The sequence below is a fragment of the Variovorax sp. GrIS 2.14 genome, assembly GCF_046115955.1.
Classification (GTDB): Bacteria; Pseudomonadota; Gammaproteobacteria; order Burkholderiales; family Burkholderiaceae_C; genus Variovorax.
This window is the reverse complement of the sequence record NZ_JBJXIA010000018.1, coordinates 50,168-64,700: the sequence shown is the minus strand read 5'-3', so window position 1 is coordinate 64,700 and position 14,533 is coordinate 50,168. Positions and strand designations below refer to the sequence as shown.

Below are 14,533 nucleotides of genomic sequence, written 5' to 3'. Positions count from 1 at the left end.
AGCATCCGGGCAACTCCGATCGGCTGACGGCCTACACGTCCACTGGTCGGATACAGCGGCTCGATCACGGCAATCAAGCGGCTCCAAGGCACGACGCGTTCCATCTCGGCCAGAAACTTCTCGCGGCGCGTTCGCTTCTTCTTCAATGCGTACTCGGCGCTGGCAAAGCTGCGTTGGTTCATCTCCGTTGCCCTCGTAATCTGGTCCTCTCGTGCATGCACGAGGCGTGCCGGGATCGATCAATTGATCAGCGTCTCCCTAAAAGGGTTCAGTGTCTGTTCGGCCCGGTTAGCTCATGTGGGCAGTTTCAACTCGACTGCGTAGGTCGGCAGAACAACCTGCGGTCAGCTTCAGCAAAGTTCTTCTTCGACGTCACACCGGCTTCGACGAGCGATGCCTGTGCGGCCGCCAGTCTGCGCTGGATCTCGGCCTCGGAAGCACCCGGCGCCTGGATCAACATGGTCATGTCAGATCTCTATCAATGACGGCGGCGCAGCGATCGGGCCGGCGACGAAGACTTCGACTGGCGATAGCCGCAGCAACTGCTTGGCCTCTTCGACGGTGCCGGCCAGCCACTGGTCGGTATCGCCGGCTTCGATCGGAATCACGCTGCGCTTGTCCTGCGCGTCGGGGGGGAACTTCGGATCGGGCCTGTACATGCGGCGCATCAGTTCGTGGTCGTCGGCGTTCAGCGTGAGCATCGTGTAGCTCTCGTGCACCTCGCCGGTGTCCTTGTTCGTCCAGACGTTCCACAGGCCCGCCAAGCCCCACGGCGCGCCATCCGTGCGGCTGAACTGCCACCAGATGTTCTTGCCGGTCTCCCAGTTGGGCTCATCGAACGAGGCGGCCGGGATGATGCATCGCTGCCCGCGCTTCCACGGATCTTTATAGCTGTGCTTCTCGGCCAGCTCTTCGCTGCGCGCGTTGTTGGTCTGATATTTGAGCTTGGGCTCTTTGGCGAACCAGGGGATCAATGCCCACTGGCCGACGACCAGCTCGCGCTCGTACCCAGACGAATGACGTGCGCGCCGGATGAAGGGCCCCTGTGAACGCGGGAACACTTCGCGTGGGAGCAGCGGCGGCTGGTTCGCCGGGCCGAGATGCCAGAACCGGTCCATCTCGGCCTCATCCGGGGTGACGTAGCGATTGCACATTTTTCAGATGCTACTGGGTTCAGCCAGTCGGCGGCCGCGTGGTTATGCGGCATGGACCGTGGTGCTCGTCCACTTCAGAGGGCACACCATGGGACGGGCGGCTATGGGCGCCCCAACGCTGACGAGAGCGCTACGATGGCGCATGGCGAACACCGCACACTGGCTTACGACCGAGCCCATTACCATCGCTGGCGTGCCGATGGAGCCCGTCACGGGCTGGCTTCACGTTTTCCGCGCGACGTGGACCGACCTGGCCGACGGGAAGGCTGACCCCGAGCATGTTGCCGACATCGGTAACAGCTTTTATTAAGCGAGCTTCGTGCGCGACCCTGCAGAGGTAGCGCAGGAGGCATTTGCCGCAGCTACGAATGACGATGGCAGTAACCGAGCGTGATAACCCCGGCGACCGGCAAATGACGAGGGACTGCTGTTCACCGACTGTTCTGTGAAACACGGATGGATTCGCGTTTTTCAAACTAAGGGAACTGCAGGCGGGTAGGTTGTGAGATGTGAGGCCTGGCACTCGCCGGCGGATCCTCCGGTCTTCGCCACTGCGCTCAACTCATCTGCGGCGCCCTGCCAAGTCGATGGATGCGCACAGCCCGTCGTACTCTTCAGCGTCGACCTCGAGTGCCTGCAGCCACAACTCGAAGTACAGATCCAGTTCGTCACTGCGGGCATGCCTGCCACGTTGATGCCGGATGAACTCCTTGCGCCCCTGAACCTTGTCGGCGATGAGCATATCCCGGACGCCCTCGAGCGGCCCGGCCGATGGCAGGCCCTGTGCGATGACCTGGTGCGGGTCCGCAACTGAACGGTGGACTTTATCGCTCAGCCAGGCGTTGGCTCTGCTGCGGTACTCCATGACGAGCAGGAGCACGGGCGGGCTGATGTCCACGGCGTACATGAAATCCTGCCCGTAGTGCACCAGGTCTTCGTCGTTCTGGAACAGCGGGCGCAGGCAGAACGCCCGCATCACATCCTCCGAGGCATCGAGCACGTCCAGGATGATCAAGCCCTCTTCGACCTGCTCCATCAGCGGGACGCCTGAACCCCTTGCAACGCGATCGGCGTAGTGTTCCTTGATGGCCTGGTACTCGGGCGACCACCGGGCGCGGGCGATGGCTTCGGTGACGATCACGGCACTTCACCTGCTGCAGAGGGCGCTTCAAGACCCGCCATTGGACGGTGATTCCTCCCCATCGGCCACGGACTCGCCAGCCCCAAGCTCTTTCAACTCGTTCAATCCGTCGGTGGCCCATTGCCTGAATGAAGCTACTTCGTCTCTGAACGCATTGAGCTTTGAAAGGTCGTCTCCGCTCGCGGAGCAGGCCTGCAGGAACGTACGCCAGTGATCGGCCACGCCGACCATGTTCTTCAGCATCCGAGCGCGGTTGACCAACATGTGGAGCTTCGCTTCATCGCTAAGCTTGACTTTCATGTCGGTCGCATCGCGCCACAGGGACATCATCCCCGACAGGTTTCCGGTATCGAACTCTACTTTCATGCGGCATCGTACTGCCGGCATCGGTGCGCTTTAGCCGGCACACTGGCAGCGGCTTTAGTGTGAAGCCAGACATCTGAAACAACGTAAAACTTAGGGACAGTGTATAAATACACTAACGGCATGCTGGTCAGATACCAACGAGCAACGACGCACACAGCGCAAGCTTGCAAAGCCGGAGTCTGCCGGTCAAAATCTAGCTAGTTTGCCGTTAGTGTATTTATGCTCACTCCTTCCCTCTTCGAAGATGCCCAGTCCCAAAGCCATTTGCTTGCCTTCGAGCGCTGGCTCGTCGACCGGCGTGCGTCCGGGTTTTTGCGCCAGCCGGGCTCGGTGCAGGTGTACCGGGACATGTGGGGGGCCTTTACCGCCTGGTGCCTGGGCCAGTCGCCGGCGGTGACGCTGGCCTCGCTCGACGGACTGGACCTGCAGGCGTTCCAGGCAGCGCGGTTCGGGGAGAAGAGTCCGGATCTGTCGCTCTCCCCTCGCTATGCGTTGCGGTTCATGCGATTGATCGATCGGGTACTGCAGCACCATGCGGCGGATGCGGGGGTGCCGGTGAATCTGGCAGCATCCCAGTGGTTGTCGGACCATCCGGAGGTGCGGTATGCGGAGGCGTCCAGGGCGGATCCCTTGCCGGAGTTCCTGTCGGTTTATGAAGCCAAGACACTGATCGCCTTCCTGTCTTCTGCCCGGCCACGGCCGGGGGTATCCGCTTCGCGTCGGGATGGACAGGCGGCGCTGAGTTGGCAGGACGTGCGCAACCGTGTATCGGTGGCCACGCAACTGGGGGCGGGCTTGACGCCGGGGGACGTGCGGGGGCTGGTGCTGGCTTCGCCTGTTGTCCGGGGTGGGCGGGTGCGGGACCGGCCGTGGAAGCTCAGTGTTCCTGGGGACGGAAATTCAGCGGCGAGAGAAACGCCGGTGGCCCCTTGGGCTGGGGAGCTGCTGCATCACTGGCTGCAGGTCCGGTACGAAGCACAGATCGAGGGGGACTGGCTGTTTCCGGCGACGCGCACAGGCAAGCCGTGGAGCAAGGACGGGCAATACCGGGCTGCCCGTTCAGTGTTGGAGGAAGCGGGGATCGACAGTGCGGACGGGGGGTCGTTCCGGCTGCGGCACACCTTCGCTTTGCGGCAATTGCGACGGGGCACTGAGCCGGCGCAGGTGGCGCGCTGGCTGGGGGTGGAGCCGGAAGTGATGGCGCGGTATGACCGGGTGGTGGTCGGGCCGGCGGATGTGGTGTAAGCCTATTTTTTGATGCAGCAGTTTGGCTCTTGTGAGCTTGCACTTCACTAGCTGATCCAAACATCAGGCCGACCTGGCTTGATCAGACTTCGAGTCCACAGGCTCGTAACACACGAGTTACATTCGAGGCATGCATACCCAAGACGAGCAGCCGTCCCGACCTTCTTGTCCTAAATGGGCGACGATCCTGAGCGTGCTGACCCTCCTGGTTGCCATCGGCACGGTGGCGCTGCACGTTGTTGGCATAACGTCTCATCGCACGTACATGCAGTATTGGGGCATTGATGCGGGGGTTTTTCCGAAGACTGCGGACCTGATCTTGATCGATGGCTATTACGGAGTGATTAATCAATCGGCACTGGCCTTTCTTCGCATCCTCTCAAACCCTGGAGCGTGGACGGCAGGCGCGTGCTTTTTGGCGCTATATCTCTTTGTTCTGGTGTCGCCTTGGGACGCAGGGACCGGTAGGGCATCTGAATGGCTGGCTCAACGCAAGCCGGGGGTGCGACGCATGGTGAAGTGCTTGATTGCCACGCTGTTACTTGCCGCCGTCATCCCCTGCATGCTTATCGCATGGACGTTGGTCATGTATTTCCCTGATGCGATTGGTGCAGCGAACGGCAAGCAGAGTGCGGAGGCCGAAGCTGTCGAATTCGCAAAGGGGTGCACGAAGTCAAAGTACCAATGCGTCCAACTGAGAAAAGGTTCGGAGTTGCTTGGCTCTGGTTTCCTGCTCGACGGGTCGCCGGCATTCGTTGCAATCTTCGACGCTGAGCGCCAGCGCGCGCGCGTCCTTCCACGTGAAGGCGTTGAATTGATCACCGGCAGGCCGCCAGTGTTACCCGAAGCGCACCGTCCATAGGCTGTTCTCCTTGCCGGCTTCTCACTGTCTTCGCCTTCACACGCCACAAGAAAGGACGGCTTGATTGCAGCGAGCCGCTCTGATTCATGGCGAGCATTGGTCTTGCCGACCCAATTCGTTGACAGAACGGAGCCCGCGCTTCAGTGCACCGTCAGGAGCCGCGACGACATCACAGTCGCCTATTCAACGCAAGCGATCAAGCGAGGGTGAATGCAAGGGTCAAATACTATCCGGCAGATTCTCCACGTCCGAAAAGCAATGAGCACCGACCTTCCCTGTCCTTTCTGCGCAATCGATGCATCGAGGATCGAAGCCCAGAATGCACACGCCTTCTGGATCAGGGACGGCTTTCCTGTGTCGCCGGGACACAGCCTGATCATTCCGAAGCGGCACATCGCGTCGTTCTTTGACGCGACAGCACAGGAGCGAGATGCCTTGCTTGAACTCTTGGATGCCGCGAAGGCGTTGATGGCCGCCGAACACCGCCCCGACGGCTACAACATCGGCATCAACGACGGTGCCGCTGCGGGGCAGACGGTGCCTCATCTCCACATTCACCTGATTCCGCGCTACGCCGGCGACATGACGGATCCGCGCGGCGGCGTGCGCTGGATCATCCCGGACAAAGCCGACTACTGGTCGCATCTCGGGTGAGCACACAGCGACCACCTTCGCCGGAGGAACAGCTCTCCTTTCTCGCCAAGCTGCAGCGCCTCTTCGCTGAAGGCGACTTCACCGCCACGTACAAGTTCGCACTGCTGATCGCACTGGCGGACCTGGCTGTCGAGCTCGGCAATGACGATGGCCAGGAGCTCCTGGTCACAACCCGTCAGATCGGCGAACGTTTCGTCCAGCTCTACTGGCAGCAGGCCGCGCCGTATGCGGCGACATCAGTGATTTCCAACAAACCGGCAGTGCTCGTTCAGAACAATGGCGCCCAGGCGGCAGTCGTCAATCTGGTCAAAGCTTTTAGGGAGCAGACCTGTGCGGCGACAGCACAGCAAGGAATGCGAAATGCGGCCTACCCTGCCCTGCTGGCGTCAGTGACGCGCACCGTGTCAGAAATGCCGCTGAAGCGCCTACAGAAATTTAGCGGTGGAACCGACGAGTTTCTGTACGCGCGTCGCAGCGACGGCCTGGTTGGTATCAAGCCGGCCAGCGTCTACTGCCTGCGGCGCTTCCAGCCGCTGGTGCAGCAACTGGCCCGATCGCACTGGGTTGACCACATCAAGGCGAACCGCATGAACCTGTCGGTGCTGGGTCCAGGCAACGACCTCGAGGACTTCCTGTTCTCGTCGTCGCGGCAGTCGTTGTTGATTCTGGGCCAGGGACTTCGCAAGGTCGACGGATCAAGATGCTTCTACTGCGGCCAGACAATGACGGGCGCCGACGTCGATCACTTCATTCCGTTCTCGCTGTACCCACGCGACGTGGGCCAGAACTTCGTGCTGTCCCATCCTTCTTGCAATCGCAGCAAGTCGAGCACGCTGGCAGCGCGGGGTCACCTGGAGCGCTGGCTGCAGCGGCTCGACACGCATGCCGACAACCTGCTCGAGATCGGCGCAGCAGCGGGGATGCCGTCAGACCCGCAGGTCAGCCGACAGGTGGCCCACTGGGGCTATGCCAATGCTATCGCCAGCGGTGCGCACGCGTGGCGCAGCGCTCGCGACTACGAGCTGATAAGCCCGGGTTATGCGGACTGCTTTGCGGGCCAATGCACTTGAGATTGACGGCAAATCCTATCGAATGCTCTTCGCACACGTCCTTCCGATCCATGAAATCTCTTGCTGCTTTCACGTTCCTGGTCTCTACGATCTGCGCTGCGGCACCACCGACCGTGTACCGGTGTGAGACGAATGGCAAGGTCAACTATTCGGATGCGCCCTGCGTCGGTGCAAAGGTTATCGACGTGACGCCAACGCAGGGTGCGGACAAGATGACGGGTCGCTCCAGCAAAGGCCGCGAAGTGCAGCGCGAAGAGTTTCATAGCACCCTGGACAACGCCACGCGGCCATTGCATGGGCTCTCCCACGACGAGATGGATAAGCGCCGACGCCGTTACCAGTTGTCATCGACCGACCAGCTTCAGTGCGCCACGTTGGACCAGCAGTTGCCAGCGCTGGAAGAACAAGCCTCGAAGGCCGCCGGAACGGCCAGGGGACAGGCCGATGTCGCGCTCTACCAGGCGCGCAAGCGGGCGTTCGATCTGAAGTGCTGAAATCGCCAAGCACTGATTCGCTGTACCGGCGGGCGATGGGAGACGCCTTCCTGCAACTGCATCCCGCCGTGCGGCGCTTCCACAGCCCGTTCGGCACGCACATCCTGCGAGGCGAGGCGAGGCGAGGCGAGGTGCGGATGCAGGCGCCACATTCATGGGCCGCGAGGCAACTGGCCCGCCTGCTGGGCTCCCCGTTGCATGCAGTCAATGGCACGATCCGCTTCCGGCGCGACTGACTTTTCGACAGCAGGCCATACAGAGGCGACTGGTGATGTGTCTTGAACGGCTGCACTTCCTCGGCTTGCTCTGCCCCCGATGGGGACACCCGGCGATCGTGGCCGAAAAGTCCGGTGAGGGCGAACTTGTCCACTTCAACGTCAGCGCTTCCCTGCGCTGGATCCGGCTGGTGAGCGGCTATTGGGGCACACTGCGGATTCCGAAGGAGCTGAACCCATGATCGTGGTCTTCGATGCGCAATGCCTGCTGTGCAATGGCTGGGTGCAGTTCGTTTTGCGGCATGACCGCAAAGGCGTCTTCCGCTACGCATCGATCCAGGGAACCGCGGGAAAGACCCTTCTGTCCCAGGCCAATCTCAAGGTCGAAGGCCTGGAGACATTGCTGTTGATCGATGGACCACGCATCTGGCAGCACACCGGCGCCATCTTCAGGGTGCTGGGGGCTTTAGGCTGGCCCTGGCGACTGGCCTGGATGGGTTGGCTGGTGCCCGTGCAGGTCAGGGACTCGTTGTATCGCCTGCTGGCCAGGAACCGGTACCGCGTCTTTGGCAGACTCGACGAATGCGCTATGCCACCCGCGGACTACAAAGTCCGGTTTCTGGATTGAAAGCTTCCGCACCGGATCACGTCATCCGGGCTAAATGGCGCTGTTTCCGTAGTTCTCCAGAGTGGCTAATGCCGCGCGCAGAAGACCACGACTAACGCAGCCGCGGCAAGCAGCAGGCCACTGAGTATTTTTGTGCGGACATAGCGGTCGATGTTGCGCCGGGTCGAGCGCTGCACCCGCAACAATGCCTGCCGGGCAGTGTCGATGTCGTGCTGGCTGGCCTCTTCGAAAGCACGTTGCGCTTCGCGCTGCGCCCTGCTGTCGGCCACCTGGTTAAAGTCGGATTTCACGGACAAGAGTTACGGAAAGAACGACCGTCCGGATTCCCGGTCATGTCAACAAAGTCACGGAATTGCAGCTGGAATTCAGTCCTTGGGCGAATGTGAATTAGGAGTGTGCACCGATCACCCTTTGGGACGCGGACTTCGCGGAATGAGCTGGCAACAGTGTTAATTAATTGGAAAGAGTTATGCTTGGGACTGTCCCAGCTAATTCTTTAAGACTCATGGCCAAGACCTACGAACAGATCCAGCAGCAAATCGAGAAGCTCCAGCGCCAGGCCAAGGCCTTGCAAGCGGTTGAAGCCGAAGGTGTCATCGCTCGCATCAAGGACGCCATCAAGCATTACGGCCTGACGGCCGAACAGCTTGGATTCGACGTTGCGACGACTTCTGCCGCGGCTGTTTCTTCCGCACCGGCGCCGACATCGGCACCTGCTGCCAAGCAGACGTCGAAGCCGGCGACCAAGAGCACTGCCAAGGGCAAGGCGCAATTCAGCGACGAGTCTGGCAACGTCTGGGGCGGCCGCGGTCCGCGTCCGGCATGGCTGCGCAACGCGCTGCAGGCGGGCCATGACATCAATGAGTTCCGCATCGGCAAGCGCGCCAAGGCAAAGACGACACCGATCCCGCTGGGCGCTGCGATTGCTGCAGTCGCGCCATCGACCAACGCGGCATCGGCGCCGGCTGCCCCCAGCAAACGCGCCAAGGTGAGCTATGGCGATGACGCCGGCCATTCGTGGAGCGGCATGGGTCCAAAGCCAGGCTGGCTGAAGGCTGCGCTTGACGCGGGCAAGTCGCTAGCTGACTTCGCGGAGTAATCGCCGGCCACACACCGGGTGACAGACTTCGTGGACGGCGAGCCGTCGAAGATCAAGTCGGACGGCCTGCGCTACAAAGGCCAAGTCTGCTGGCACCCCGTTCAAGACAAACGCTGTCGGCAGCAGCAAGTCGTGCCTGCTGTGCGGACTGCACACGCGGCGGGCTGAGGGCGCTTTCAAGATCATGTTCGTCGCCAGACAGTTCGTGTGCTTTGCGTGCCGGCCGCTGAAGACCTAATGATGGCGCGGCTCGAAAACTTCAAGTAAGAGGGCCGGCGCCCTGCTGTCCAGACCCAGCTCAATGTACGCAGCGGGCTTAACGTTGACCAACAGCGCCTGAGAACGACTGCAATGCGTCGGACTCCCCTGCGCTGTAAGGCGTCGCCGCCACAAGCAATTGCCAGCGCTGCTCCCGGCATCCGCCGGTCGGCGGATGCTGACGCGGCGACGGAAACGGGCGGCCTCCCAAGGCGGCCACCTCGACAGCGCAACCCATGCAGCGATATATAACTTCGTATCTGACCTCGGTGCCGACGCGAATGGGCGTGTCAAAAACCAATGCCTTGGAGATGCCGATCCTCGAAGGTTCTTTGCAAAGCGCCATGGTCCAGTCCCTTCACAAAGCCAGCGCAATTCAATGGTCAGTTTCAAAGCCCGGAGAAGAGTGGTTGCGTGCAAGTCCTGCCGAGCGTTGATGCCGCCATACTGCACGTTGTTGCACGAGGCTTATCAGTAGCGGTCCAAGTTCCTCGATCAGCACGACATGGTCCGGACTGTCGTGCAACAGCGCCTGCGTCGGCATACTGGGCGCCAAGGCGTCTGAGGGACTCTGGACGATGCTCAGGCCTTGGTGGGCCTTGATGGCGATCAGTCCGTCGGTGCCGTCGCCGTCGCCGTCACCATCACTCAACACGACCCCGATCACCCTGGCGCCGAAGCATTTGGCCGCCGATTCGAAAAGCCGGTTGGCTGCCGGCCTTGCGTGCCTGACCTTCGTACCGCTGTCCAGCCCCAGCGTGGCATCGGAGCGAATGACGAGGTGACGGTCAGGCGGAGCAATGTAGATCTGAGCGGGCTGCAGAACTTGGCCCCCAGCGGCATAGGAGACTGGCATTTCCGCGCTCTTGCCGAGAATATCGGCCAGCGCCATCGGACTGTCCGGATGGCTGTGCAGCACCACCGCGATCGGCGCCTCGAACGCGGCTGGCAACACGCTGACCAAGCGGCGCAGGACATCCAGTGCGCCGAACGAACCGCCCACGACGATCAGGTCCATCTAAGTCTCCGCAACTAATGCGGGTCGTCGGCGCACCGGGTTTGCGGCATGTAGGAGCGCACGCGCAGCCAAGACCGGACGCGAACACTTTGACGGTCCGAGATGCGCCTGACTTTCACCAATCACCGCCAGTCAGCGGCAATGATTCACCGGGACAGCAAAACACCAAGCTCAAAATCACCGCAAGCGCGACCCCGACAACCAACAACACGACCGGGCGTATCCAGACGTTCTGCTTCTTCATCCCGACAGGCCTCGGCGCCACGTCCAGAGTCCTGTATTTAGTGCTCATCGGCGAATGCTATCCCGCCCAGTCACTTCCATCAGTCCGCCGAAAACCGCTGGCCAGCGGGGCTGGGTGGTGATTTTGGATAGCCGGCGCATGGCGCCCCGTTTGCCATCGACGAAATATCGGCACCCATATTCCTTATCCAACTGCCGTCGGATCGACGCCGGATGGCGAGGCAACAGCCGTATTACCGCGTTGCAGCGACCAAGGCCGGCGACAGATGGTCCGTCGATTCAGCGAGAGTCAGCCAGTCGTGATAGTCGATTAGGAGTAAACGTCGGCGCGACCGTGAAGCAGTCCGCCGCTTCGCTACGGTTGGCGGTTTGAGACGCAGCTGCGGCGTGGCGAAATCCAGCAGCACCTGATAAGCCTTCCCGGCCTCCCGATTCTTGTTCATTCGTTACTCCTGAACTCGGCAACGCCTTCAGCCTTGCGCTCGGCGGGCGTTGTCGGCCGCGTCGATGCCTTTTTGCGTGAGACGCACGACACAAGCCGATCCGGAGTAGCTACGGCTGGCTTCATCCCACGGCGGCAAGATCGCCTGCAAAAGCTCATCTTGCACCAGAGAACAAATGAGGTCGACAGCTTCGAATCCTTCAACAGCACAAGGCAGCGCTGCATCACACAGTCGCCGCAAAAGTTGATCATGCTCTGAAAGAATTGACATGCCTCAAGCATGCCCGGCCACCCGTTCCACCGCTGTCGGAATGGAGCGCATTTCAGCCACTCTGCAGCTTCGGGCTGCTTTAGCCCCTTCCAGCAAAGGTTTCGAGACTCTGAAGGCACTTCTTGTCACCTAAGATGTCGCCGTTGCGACGCAGCCGGCGCATAGCGGGCACCGTCAAGCATCTGGCGGAGATTGCGCAGCTTTCAGGTTGTCACTCGACAGGCGCGCATCCAGCAGAACCGCCTTGCGCAAGCGGATCAGATTTGCGTTCTGAACCGGGTCGGGCACCTGCACCGGCGTTCCATCGCTGGCACGCTGGATGATGAATAGGTGGCCCCTGGACGTCATGCCGACCTGATCTCCATTCATCACCAGAGCGCCATGGTCCGAAAGCGCCGTCAGGGCATGCCGTACGAAGATGCGCTCGTTCGCCGGCACCTGTGCCAGCAGCCCGTTCATGGAGACGCTCCTTGCGCGCAGGTCGCCGCACTTCTCGCGCACCAGCTTCAACAGCACAAGCGCAAAGATTTCGCGCTCCACTTCGATGTTGTCCATCAAGACACCTTGGGCATCGATATCCACCGCCAGCGTTGGAGAGCGCTCCGCACGAGGGTCAGGCGATGGTCTTGTGCTGCGCACCAACGAAACGCTCGACCGCGTCTCAACGTCTGTCCTCCCCCGCTGGCTCCCAAGCCGTTGCAGGCATTGATACTCACTCACCTGCCACGTAGCTGAGGCATTCGCGATTGGCGTCGGCACGGGGTGCAAATGGTCCACGAACCAGTCTCTTTCCATGACCATCGCATGGGACGTGAGGCGCACGATGACGGGCGCATCGTCGAACAGATGCCTGTGGTGCTGCAGGAACCAGTCGAAAGGCATTAGCCCAATGCTGTTGTCACCGCCCGCGCCGGCATCGAACCTCAGCGCCGCCAAGACGCCGAGCAACACCGGGCGAGGCATGTACGAATGTTTGAATTTTCTCCGGGTAACATTTCGAACCAGCCTCAGCGCATGTGAGGTCGGCACACCGCCGAGCGCCGCGACTACCGCAAACTCGGGAGCCAGTGGCATCCTCAAATCATTGACGACGGGATGAAGCATCTTTGATCCTGAGTTGCTTGCAGGGTTTGGAGGCAATGTATTCACGAGCGAATGCAGGTGGTGGCCATCCGACCTTCAGCGGGAACGGCCGGCAGTCGAGGGTTGGCGCGGACACCAACTCCTTGGGCATCTTGGTCTCTACGCGGCTTGGTGCGCTCAACGCTGGGCTGCGTACGTTGGCTTTTCCTACTTGATACGGGGTTGCAGTCGGTGCCGATTCGTTTCTCGGGCTCGATGGTCGCAGCTCAAGCTCACGGATGACGCGTGGCTGCGGGCCCGACGGCACGTCACCGGCACCACTGCGTTGAGCGGCATCGCGCAGCGCCTCGTTGAGTGCCAGCGGCTGCGCCCAGCCCTTGCGATCACGGACATCGCTGTAGACCATGCGATCGGCGCCATCGATCACCGACACCCGCAGCGCCACGTCGGCATTCGCGACGCTGCCCTGCTTGGCTGGAAGCGGTGATAGCGAAGCCTGAAGAACCGGTGGCTGCTGACCTAACTTGAGCGGGTACCCGAACGCCACGGAATCCGATTTTGCTGCGTTCGGTTCCGCGCCGTTGGGTCGTGCCGGTAGCGAGGCTGCTTCCGACTGAACAGCGGTTGGTTCAGGCGGTGACTTCATCGGACACCTTCGAAGCCTGATCCTCGCCGACCAACCCAGTACGGATGGTGTTCATCATGTCCGCAAGGTCTGCCATGGTCACCTCGGTGCGCAGCCCGATCGCAGCGTCGCGCATCAGCATCTCAAGCGACGCCATGCCCTTCGCCGCGACGACGATGGGATCAGCTTTGGGTGCACGTCGCAGCATCTTGAGTTCGTCGATCCGGATCTCCAATGCACGCTGCTCCTTGCCGTCCTTGTCGGTCCACCGAGTGCCTCGCACGCGACCTTCCACGTAGACCTCGCTGCCCTTCGTGAGGAACTCCAGCGCGATCTCCGCCAGCCGGTCGTAGCAGACCAGCTGGTGCCACTCCGTGTGCTCGACCAGCTCTCCCGAACTCCGGTCCGTCCAGTACTCGTTGGTCGCCAGACTGAAGTTGGCATAGACGCCCTTCGGACCCTGCCCGCCTTCCGGATCGCGGCCCAGTCGGCCGATCAGTTGCGTTCGATTCATGACTTCTCCTTCACCAAACGAGAGCCCGACAGCGGACCCTCACACCTGCGCTGAACAAAGCTATCGGCCGACCGACAGCGCATACATCGGGTCGTAGTAGATGGCCGGCACATGCCGGCCGGACTCCCTGTCGAAGACCAGCTGCACCACCACATGCACCAGCGTGTGCAGCAGTCGCAGGATCTCGTCGAGCGCCAGGCTCCTGCCTTCGTCCGAAGCCTTGATCAGCAGCGCGATGCGAACGAAAGCTTCTTGCGGCGAATTCGCATGCACGGTCGTGATGCCACCGGGGTGGCCCGAGTTAAGGACGTTCTGCACGTAGTAGAAGGTCTCGTCGCCGCGAAGCTCTGCCAGCAGCACCCGGTTCGGTGTCTTGCGCATGACAGCCTGTAGCACCTGCTTGGCGGTGGCACCGACCACATGCTCTCCATGCCCATCCCGCCGATAGAACAAGGCCTGTGAATTTGCGTGATTTCTCAGCGGCATCTCCGGCGTGTCCTCCACCGTGATCAACCTCTCCCAGTTTGGAATGAGTTCGATCAGCGCGCGGATGAAAGAGGTCTTGCCGCTGCCGGTGGCGCCCGAGACGATCGTGTTCTGGTGACTACGCACCGCGTGTGCCAGGAACGCCGGCCACTCACCCGCTTTCGCAAGATGCCAAAGCTCGACCTGTGCCGGCTCGAGCTGCGCCAGCAGCCGCGCACGGTCATCGTCTGTCAGCGACGGCGAATACACGTGCCGCGTCCTCACGAAGTAAGCCTGCTCGACGAACTGCCCCAGTTCGAACGACTGACTCGTGTGCTTGCGCAGGTTGAGATAGATCATCCCGCGCGCAGCCGTCGGCGGCATTGTCATCTCGATGCGCTCGCCACCCGGCAGGTACGCCGACAGGATCGGATCCCCTTCGTCGAAGGGTTTCTGCGAGATGTTTGCGAGGAAGCTGCCGAGCGCCTGCAAGTAGTCGAAGGTGATGGCGGGTGCGACCACCTGCTCCCAGATGCCACGCTTCCACAGCTGCACGACGCCGGGCGCGTTCACCGCGACCTCGTTGACGCTTGGATCTTCCAGCCAGCCTTCGAAAGCACGCAGGTGCGCGAGGATGGAAACGTATTTGTCGGGTGCGCCCATGTCTGCCCTCCAATTCCGCTTCT

The 14,533-nt window shown here is 61.4% G+C and carries 22 protein-coding genes and 1 pseudogene; 10 read left to right on the top strand and 13 right to left on the bottom strand.

The genetic code is table 11. The annotated features are described in order from the left end of the window. From RCH10_RS22455 to RCH10_RS22445, 3 genes and pseudogenes are all read right to left on the bottom strand, one after another. A pseudogene (locus RCH10_RS22455) lies at positions 1 to 182 on the bottom strand (IS5/IS1182 family transposase); the annotation flags it as partial. 125 nt (positions 183 to 307) lie between these two features. After that, positions 308 to 466: a hypothetical protein gene (locus tag RCH10_RS22450; RefSeq protein WP_409054137.1), complete on the bottom strand. Its 159-nt coding sequence runs from the start codon at positions 464 to 466 to the stop codon at positions 308 to 310. A gap of 1 nt (position 467) precedes the next feature. Then, a complete protein-coding gene (locus RCH10_RS22445) occupies positions 468 to 1,154 on the bottom strand; it encodes an SOS response-associated peptidase (RefSeq protein ID WP_409054136.1) in 687 nt (228 codons plus the stop codon). Between the two features lie 142 nt (positions 1,155 to 1,296). Here RCH10_RS22445 and RCH10_RS22440 point away from each other — a divergent pair, with 142 nt between their 5' ends. After that, on the top strand, positions 1,297 to 1,464 hold the full coding sequence (locus RCH10_RS22440) for a hypothetical protein (protein ID WP_409054135.1): 168 nt from the start codon (positions 1,297 to 1,299) through the stop codon (positions 1,462 to 1,464). Positions 1,465 to 1,716: 252 nt separating this feature from the next. Here the strand turns inward: RCH10_RS22440 and RCH10_RS22435 are convergent, their stop codons facing one another. Both RCH10_RS22435 and RCH10_RS22430 read right to left on the bottom strand, forming a co-directional pair. Next, the gene (locus RCH10_RS22435) at positions 1,717 to 2,295 is read right to left on the bottom strand and encodes a hypothetical protein (protein ID WP_409054134.1); all 579 of its coding nucleotides are present in this window, start codon (positions 2,293 to 2,295) and stop codon (positions 1,717 to 1,719) included. Between the two features lie 27 nt (positions 2,296 to 2,322). Next, positions 2,323 to 2,661 (bottom strand): hypothetical protein, encoded by a 339-nt coding sequence (locus RCH10_RS22430; protein ID WP_409054133.1) that lies wholly within the window; start codon positions 2,659 to 2,661, stop codon positions 2,323 to 2,325. A 219-nt stretch (positions 2,662 to 2,880) separates the two neighbouring features. On the opposite strand from RCH10_RS22430, the gene RCH10_RS22425 reads away from it, so the two are divergent. The 8 genes from RCH10_RS22425 to RCH10_RS22390 all read left to right on the top strand — a co-directional run bounded on the left by RCH10_RS22425 (position 2,881) and on the right by RCH10_RS22390 (position 7,829). Further along, positions 2,881 to 3,906: a tyrosine-type recombinase/integrase gene (locus RCH10_RS22425; protein ID WP_409054132.1), complete on the top strand. Its 1,026-nt coding sequence runs from the start codon at positions 2,881 to 2,883 to the stop codon at positions 3,904 to 3,906. A 130-nt stretch (positions 3,907 to 4,036) separates the two neighbouring features. Next, positions 4,037 to 4,768 (top strand): hypothetical protein, encoded by a 732-nt coding sequence (locus RCH10_RS22420; RefSeq protein ID WP_409054131.1) that lies wholly within the window; start codon positions 4,037 to 4,039, stop codon positions 4,766 to 4,768. A gap of 258 nt (positions 4,769 to 5,026) precedes the next feature. Then, positions 5,027 to 5,422 (top strand): HIT family protein, encoded by a 396-nt coding sequence (locus RCH10_RS22415; RefSeq protein ID WP_409054130.1) that lies wholly within the window; start codon positions 5,027 to 5,029, stop codon positions 5,420 to 5,422. Continuing rightward, positions 5,419 to 6,492 (top strand): HNH endonuclease, encoded by a 1,074-nt coding sequence (locus RCH10_RS22410; protein ID WP_409054129.1) that lies wholly within the window; start codon positions 5,419 to 5,421, stop codon positions 6,490 to 6,492. Before RCH10_RS22415 ends, RCH10_RS22410 begins: the two co-directional genes overlap by 4 nt. A 50-nt stretch (positions 6,493 to 6,542) precedes the next feature. Then, the gene (locus RCH10_RS22405; RefSeq protein WP_409054128.1) at positions 6,543 to 6,986 is read left to right on the top strand and encodes a DUF4124 domain-containing protein; all 444 of its coding nucleotides are present in this window, start codon (positions 6,543 to 6,545) and stop codon (positions 6,984 to 6,986) included. A 35-nt stretch (positions 6,987 to 7,021) separates the two neighbouring features. Next, positions 7,022 to 7,222 (top strand): hypothetical protein, encoded by a 201-nt coding sequence (locus tag RCH10_RS22400; RefSeq protein ID WP_409054127.1) that lies wholly within the window; start codon positions 7,022 to 7,024, stop codon positions 7,220 to 7,222. A 35-nt stretch (positions 7,223 to 7,257) separates the two neighbouring features. Further along, positions 7,258 to 7,443 (top strand): hypothetical protein, encoded by a 186-nt coding sequence (locus RCH10_RS22395; protein WP_409054126.1) that lies wholly within the window; start codon positions 7,258 to 7,260, stop codon positions 7,441 to 7,443. Beyond that, the gene (locus tag RCH10_RS22390; protein WP_409054125.1) at positions 7,440 to 7,829 is read left to right on the top strand and encodes a thiol-disulfide oxidoreductase DCC family protein; all 390 of its coding nucleotides are present in this window, start codon (positions 7,440 to 7,442) and stop codon (positions 7,827 to 7,829) included. The genes RCH10_RS22395 and RCH10_RS22390 overlap by 4 nt, the downstream gene beginning before the upstream one ends. A gap of 65 nt (positions 7,830 to 7,894) precedes the next feature. Here the strand turns inward: RCH10_RS22390 and RCH10_RS22385 are convergent, their stop codons facing one another. Then, positions 7,895 to 8,119: a hypothetical protein gene (locus tag RCH10_RS22385; protein WP_409054124.1), complete on the bottom strand. Its 225-nt coding sequence runs from the start codon at positions 8,117 to 8,119 to the stop codon at positions 7,895 to 7,897. A 215-nt stretch (positions 8,120 to 8,334) separates the two neighbouring features. Between RCH10_RS22385 and RCH10_RS22380 the strand changes: the two genes are divergently transcribed. Then, a complete protein-coding gene (locus tag RCH10_RS22380) occupies positions 8,335 to 8,928 on the top strand; it encodes an H-NS family nucleoid-associated regulatory protein (RefSeq protein WP_409054123.1) in 594 nt (197 codons plus the stop codon). 634 nt (positions 8,929 to 9,562) lie between these two features. On the opposite strand, the gene RCH10_RS22375 is transcribed toward RCH10_RS22380, so the two are convergent. The 7 genes from RCH10_RS22375 to virB11 all read right to left on the bottom strand — a co-directional run bounded on the left by RCH10_RS22375 (position 9,563) and on the right by virB11 (position 14,510). Beyond that, positions 9,563 to 10,204, bottom strand: coding sequence for a chemotaxis protein CheB (locus tag RCH10_RS22375; protein ID WP_409054122.1), 642 nt, complete (start codon positions 10,202 to 10,204; stop codon positions 9,563 to 9,565). Between the two features lie 476 nt (positions 10,205 to 10,680). Further along, on the bottom strand, positions 10,681 to 10,890 hold the full coding sequence (locus tag RCH10_RS22370; protein ID WP_409054121.1) for a hypothetical protein: 210 nt from the start codon (positions 10,888 to 10,890) through the stop codon (positions 10,681 to 10,683). A 27-nt stretch (positions 10,891 to 10,917) separates the two neighbouring features. Next, positions 10,918 to 11,160, bottom strand: coding sequence for a hypothetical protein (locus RCH10_RS22365; protein WP_409054120.1), 243 nt, complete (start codon positions 11,158 to 11,160; stop codon positions 10,918 to 10,920). 174 nt (positions 11,161 to 11,334) lie between these two features. Beyond that, positions 11,335 to 12,264 (bottom strand): hypothetical protein, encoded by a 930-nt coding sequence (locus RCH10_RS22360; RefSeq protein ID WP_409054119.1) that lies wholly within the window; start codon positions 12,262 to 12,264, stop codon positions 11,335 to 11,337. Next, positions 12,242 to 12,790 (bottom strand): hypothetical protein, encoded by a 549-nt coding sequence (locus tag RCH10_RS22355; RefSeq protein WP_409054118.1) that lies wholly within the window; start codon positions 12,788 to 12,790, stop codon positions 12,242 to 12,244. The genes RCH10_RS22360 and RCH10_RS22355 overlap by 23 nt, the downstream gene beginning before the upstream one ends. 82 nt (positions 12,791 to 12,872) lie before the next feature. Continuing rightward, the gene (locus RCH10_RS22350; protein WP_409054117.1) at positions 12,873 to 13,382 is read right to left on the bottom strand and encodes a single-stranded DNA-binding protein; all 510 of its coding nucleotides are present in this window, start codon (positions 13,380 to 13,382) and stop codon (positions 12,873 to 12,875) included. A gap of 60 nt (positions 13,383 to 13,442) precedes the next feature. Beyond that, entirely contained in the window at positions 13,443 to 14,510 is a 1,068-nt protein-coding gene (virB11, locus tag RCH10_RS22345; RefSeq protein WP_409054116.1) for a P-type DNA transfer ATPase VirB11, read from the bottom strand. Positions 14,511 to 14,533 lie beyond the last annotated feature (23 nt).

Coding starts and splice junctions, on each gene's coding strand:
- RCH10_RS22450 (WP_409054137.1), bottom strand. CDS start 466: ATGACCATGTTGATCCAGGCGCCGGGTGCTTCCGAGGCCGAGATCCAG.
- RCH10_RS22445 (WP_409054136.1), bottom strand. CDS start 1,154: ATGTGCAATCGCTACGTCACCCCGGATGAGGCCGAGATGGACCGGTTC.
- RCH10_RS22440 (WP_409054135.1), top strand. CDS start 1,297: ATGGCGAACACCGCACACTGGCTTACGACCGAGCCCATTACCATCGCT.
- RCH10_RS22430 (WP_409054133.1), bottom strand. CDS start 2,661: ATGAAAGTAGAGTTCGATACCGGAAACCTGTCGGGGATGATGTCCCTG.
- RCH10_RS22425 (WP_409054132.1), top strand. CDS start 2,881: ATGCTCACTCCTTCCCTCTTCGAAGATGCCCAGTCCCAAAGCCATTTG.
- RCH10_RS22420 (WP_409054131.1), top strand. CDS start 4,037: ATGCATACCCAAGACGAGCAGCCGTCCCGACCTTCTTGTCCTAAATGG.
- RCH10_RS22415 (WP_409054130.1), top strand. CDS start 5,027: ATGAGCACCGACCTTCCCTGTCCTTTCTGCGCAATCGATGCATCGAGG.
- RCH10_RS22405 (WP_409054128.1), top strand. CDS start 6,543: ATGAAATCTCTTGCTGCTTTCACGTTCCTGGTCTCTACGATCTGCGCT.
- RCH10_RS22400 (WP_409054127.1), top strand. CDS start 7,022: ATGGGAGACGCCTTCCTGCAACTGCATCCCGCCGTGCGGCGCTTCCAC.
- RCH10_RS22395 (WP_409054126.1), top strand. CDS start 7,258: ATGTGTCTTGAACGGCTGCACTTCCTCGGCTTGCTCTGCCCCCGATGG.
- RCH10_RS22390 (WP_409054125.1), top strand. CDS start 7,440: ATGATCGTGGTCTTCGATGCGCAATGCCTGCTGTGCAATGGCTGGGTG.
- RCH10_RS22380 (WP_409054123.1), top strand. CDS start 8,335: ATGGCCAAGACCTACGAACAGATCCAGCAGCAAATCGAGAAGCTCCAG.
- RCH10_RS22375 (WP_409054122.1), bottom strand. CDS start 10,204: ATGGACCTGATCGTCGTGGGCGGTTCGTTCGGCGCACTGGATGTCCTG.
- RCH10_RS22370 (WP_409054121.1), bottom strand. CDS start 10,890: ATGAACAAGAATCGGGAGGCCGGGAAGGCTTATCAGGTGCTGCTGGAT.
- RCH10_RS22365 (WP_409054120.1), bottom strand. CDS start 11,160: ATGTCAATTCTTTCAGAGCATGATCAACTTTTGCGGCGACTGTGTGAT.
- RCH10_RS22360 (WP_409054119.1), bottom strand. CDS start 12,264: ATGCTTCATCCCGTCGTCAATGATTTGAGGATGCCACTGGCTCCCGAG.
- RCH10_RS22350 (WP_409054117.1), bottom strand. CDS start 13,382: ATGAATCGAACGCAACTGATCGGCCGACTGGGCCGCGATCCGGAAGGC.
- virB11 (WP_409054116.1), bottom strand. CDS start 14,510: ATGGGCGCACCCGACAAATACGTTTCCATCCTCGCGCACCTGCGTGCT.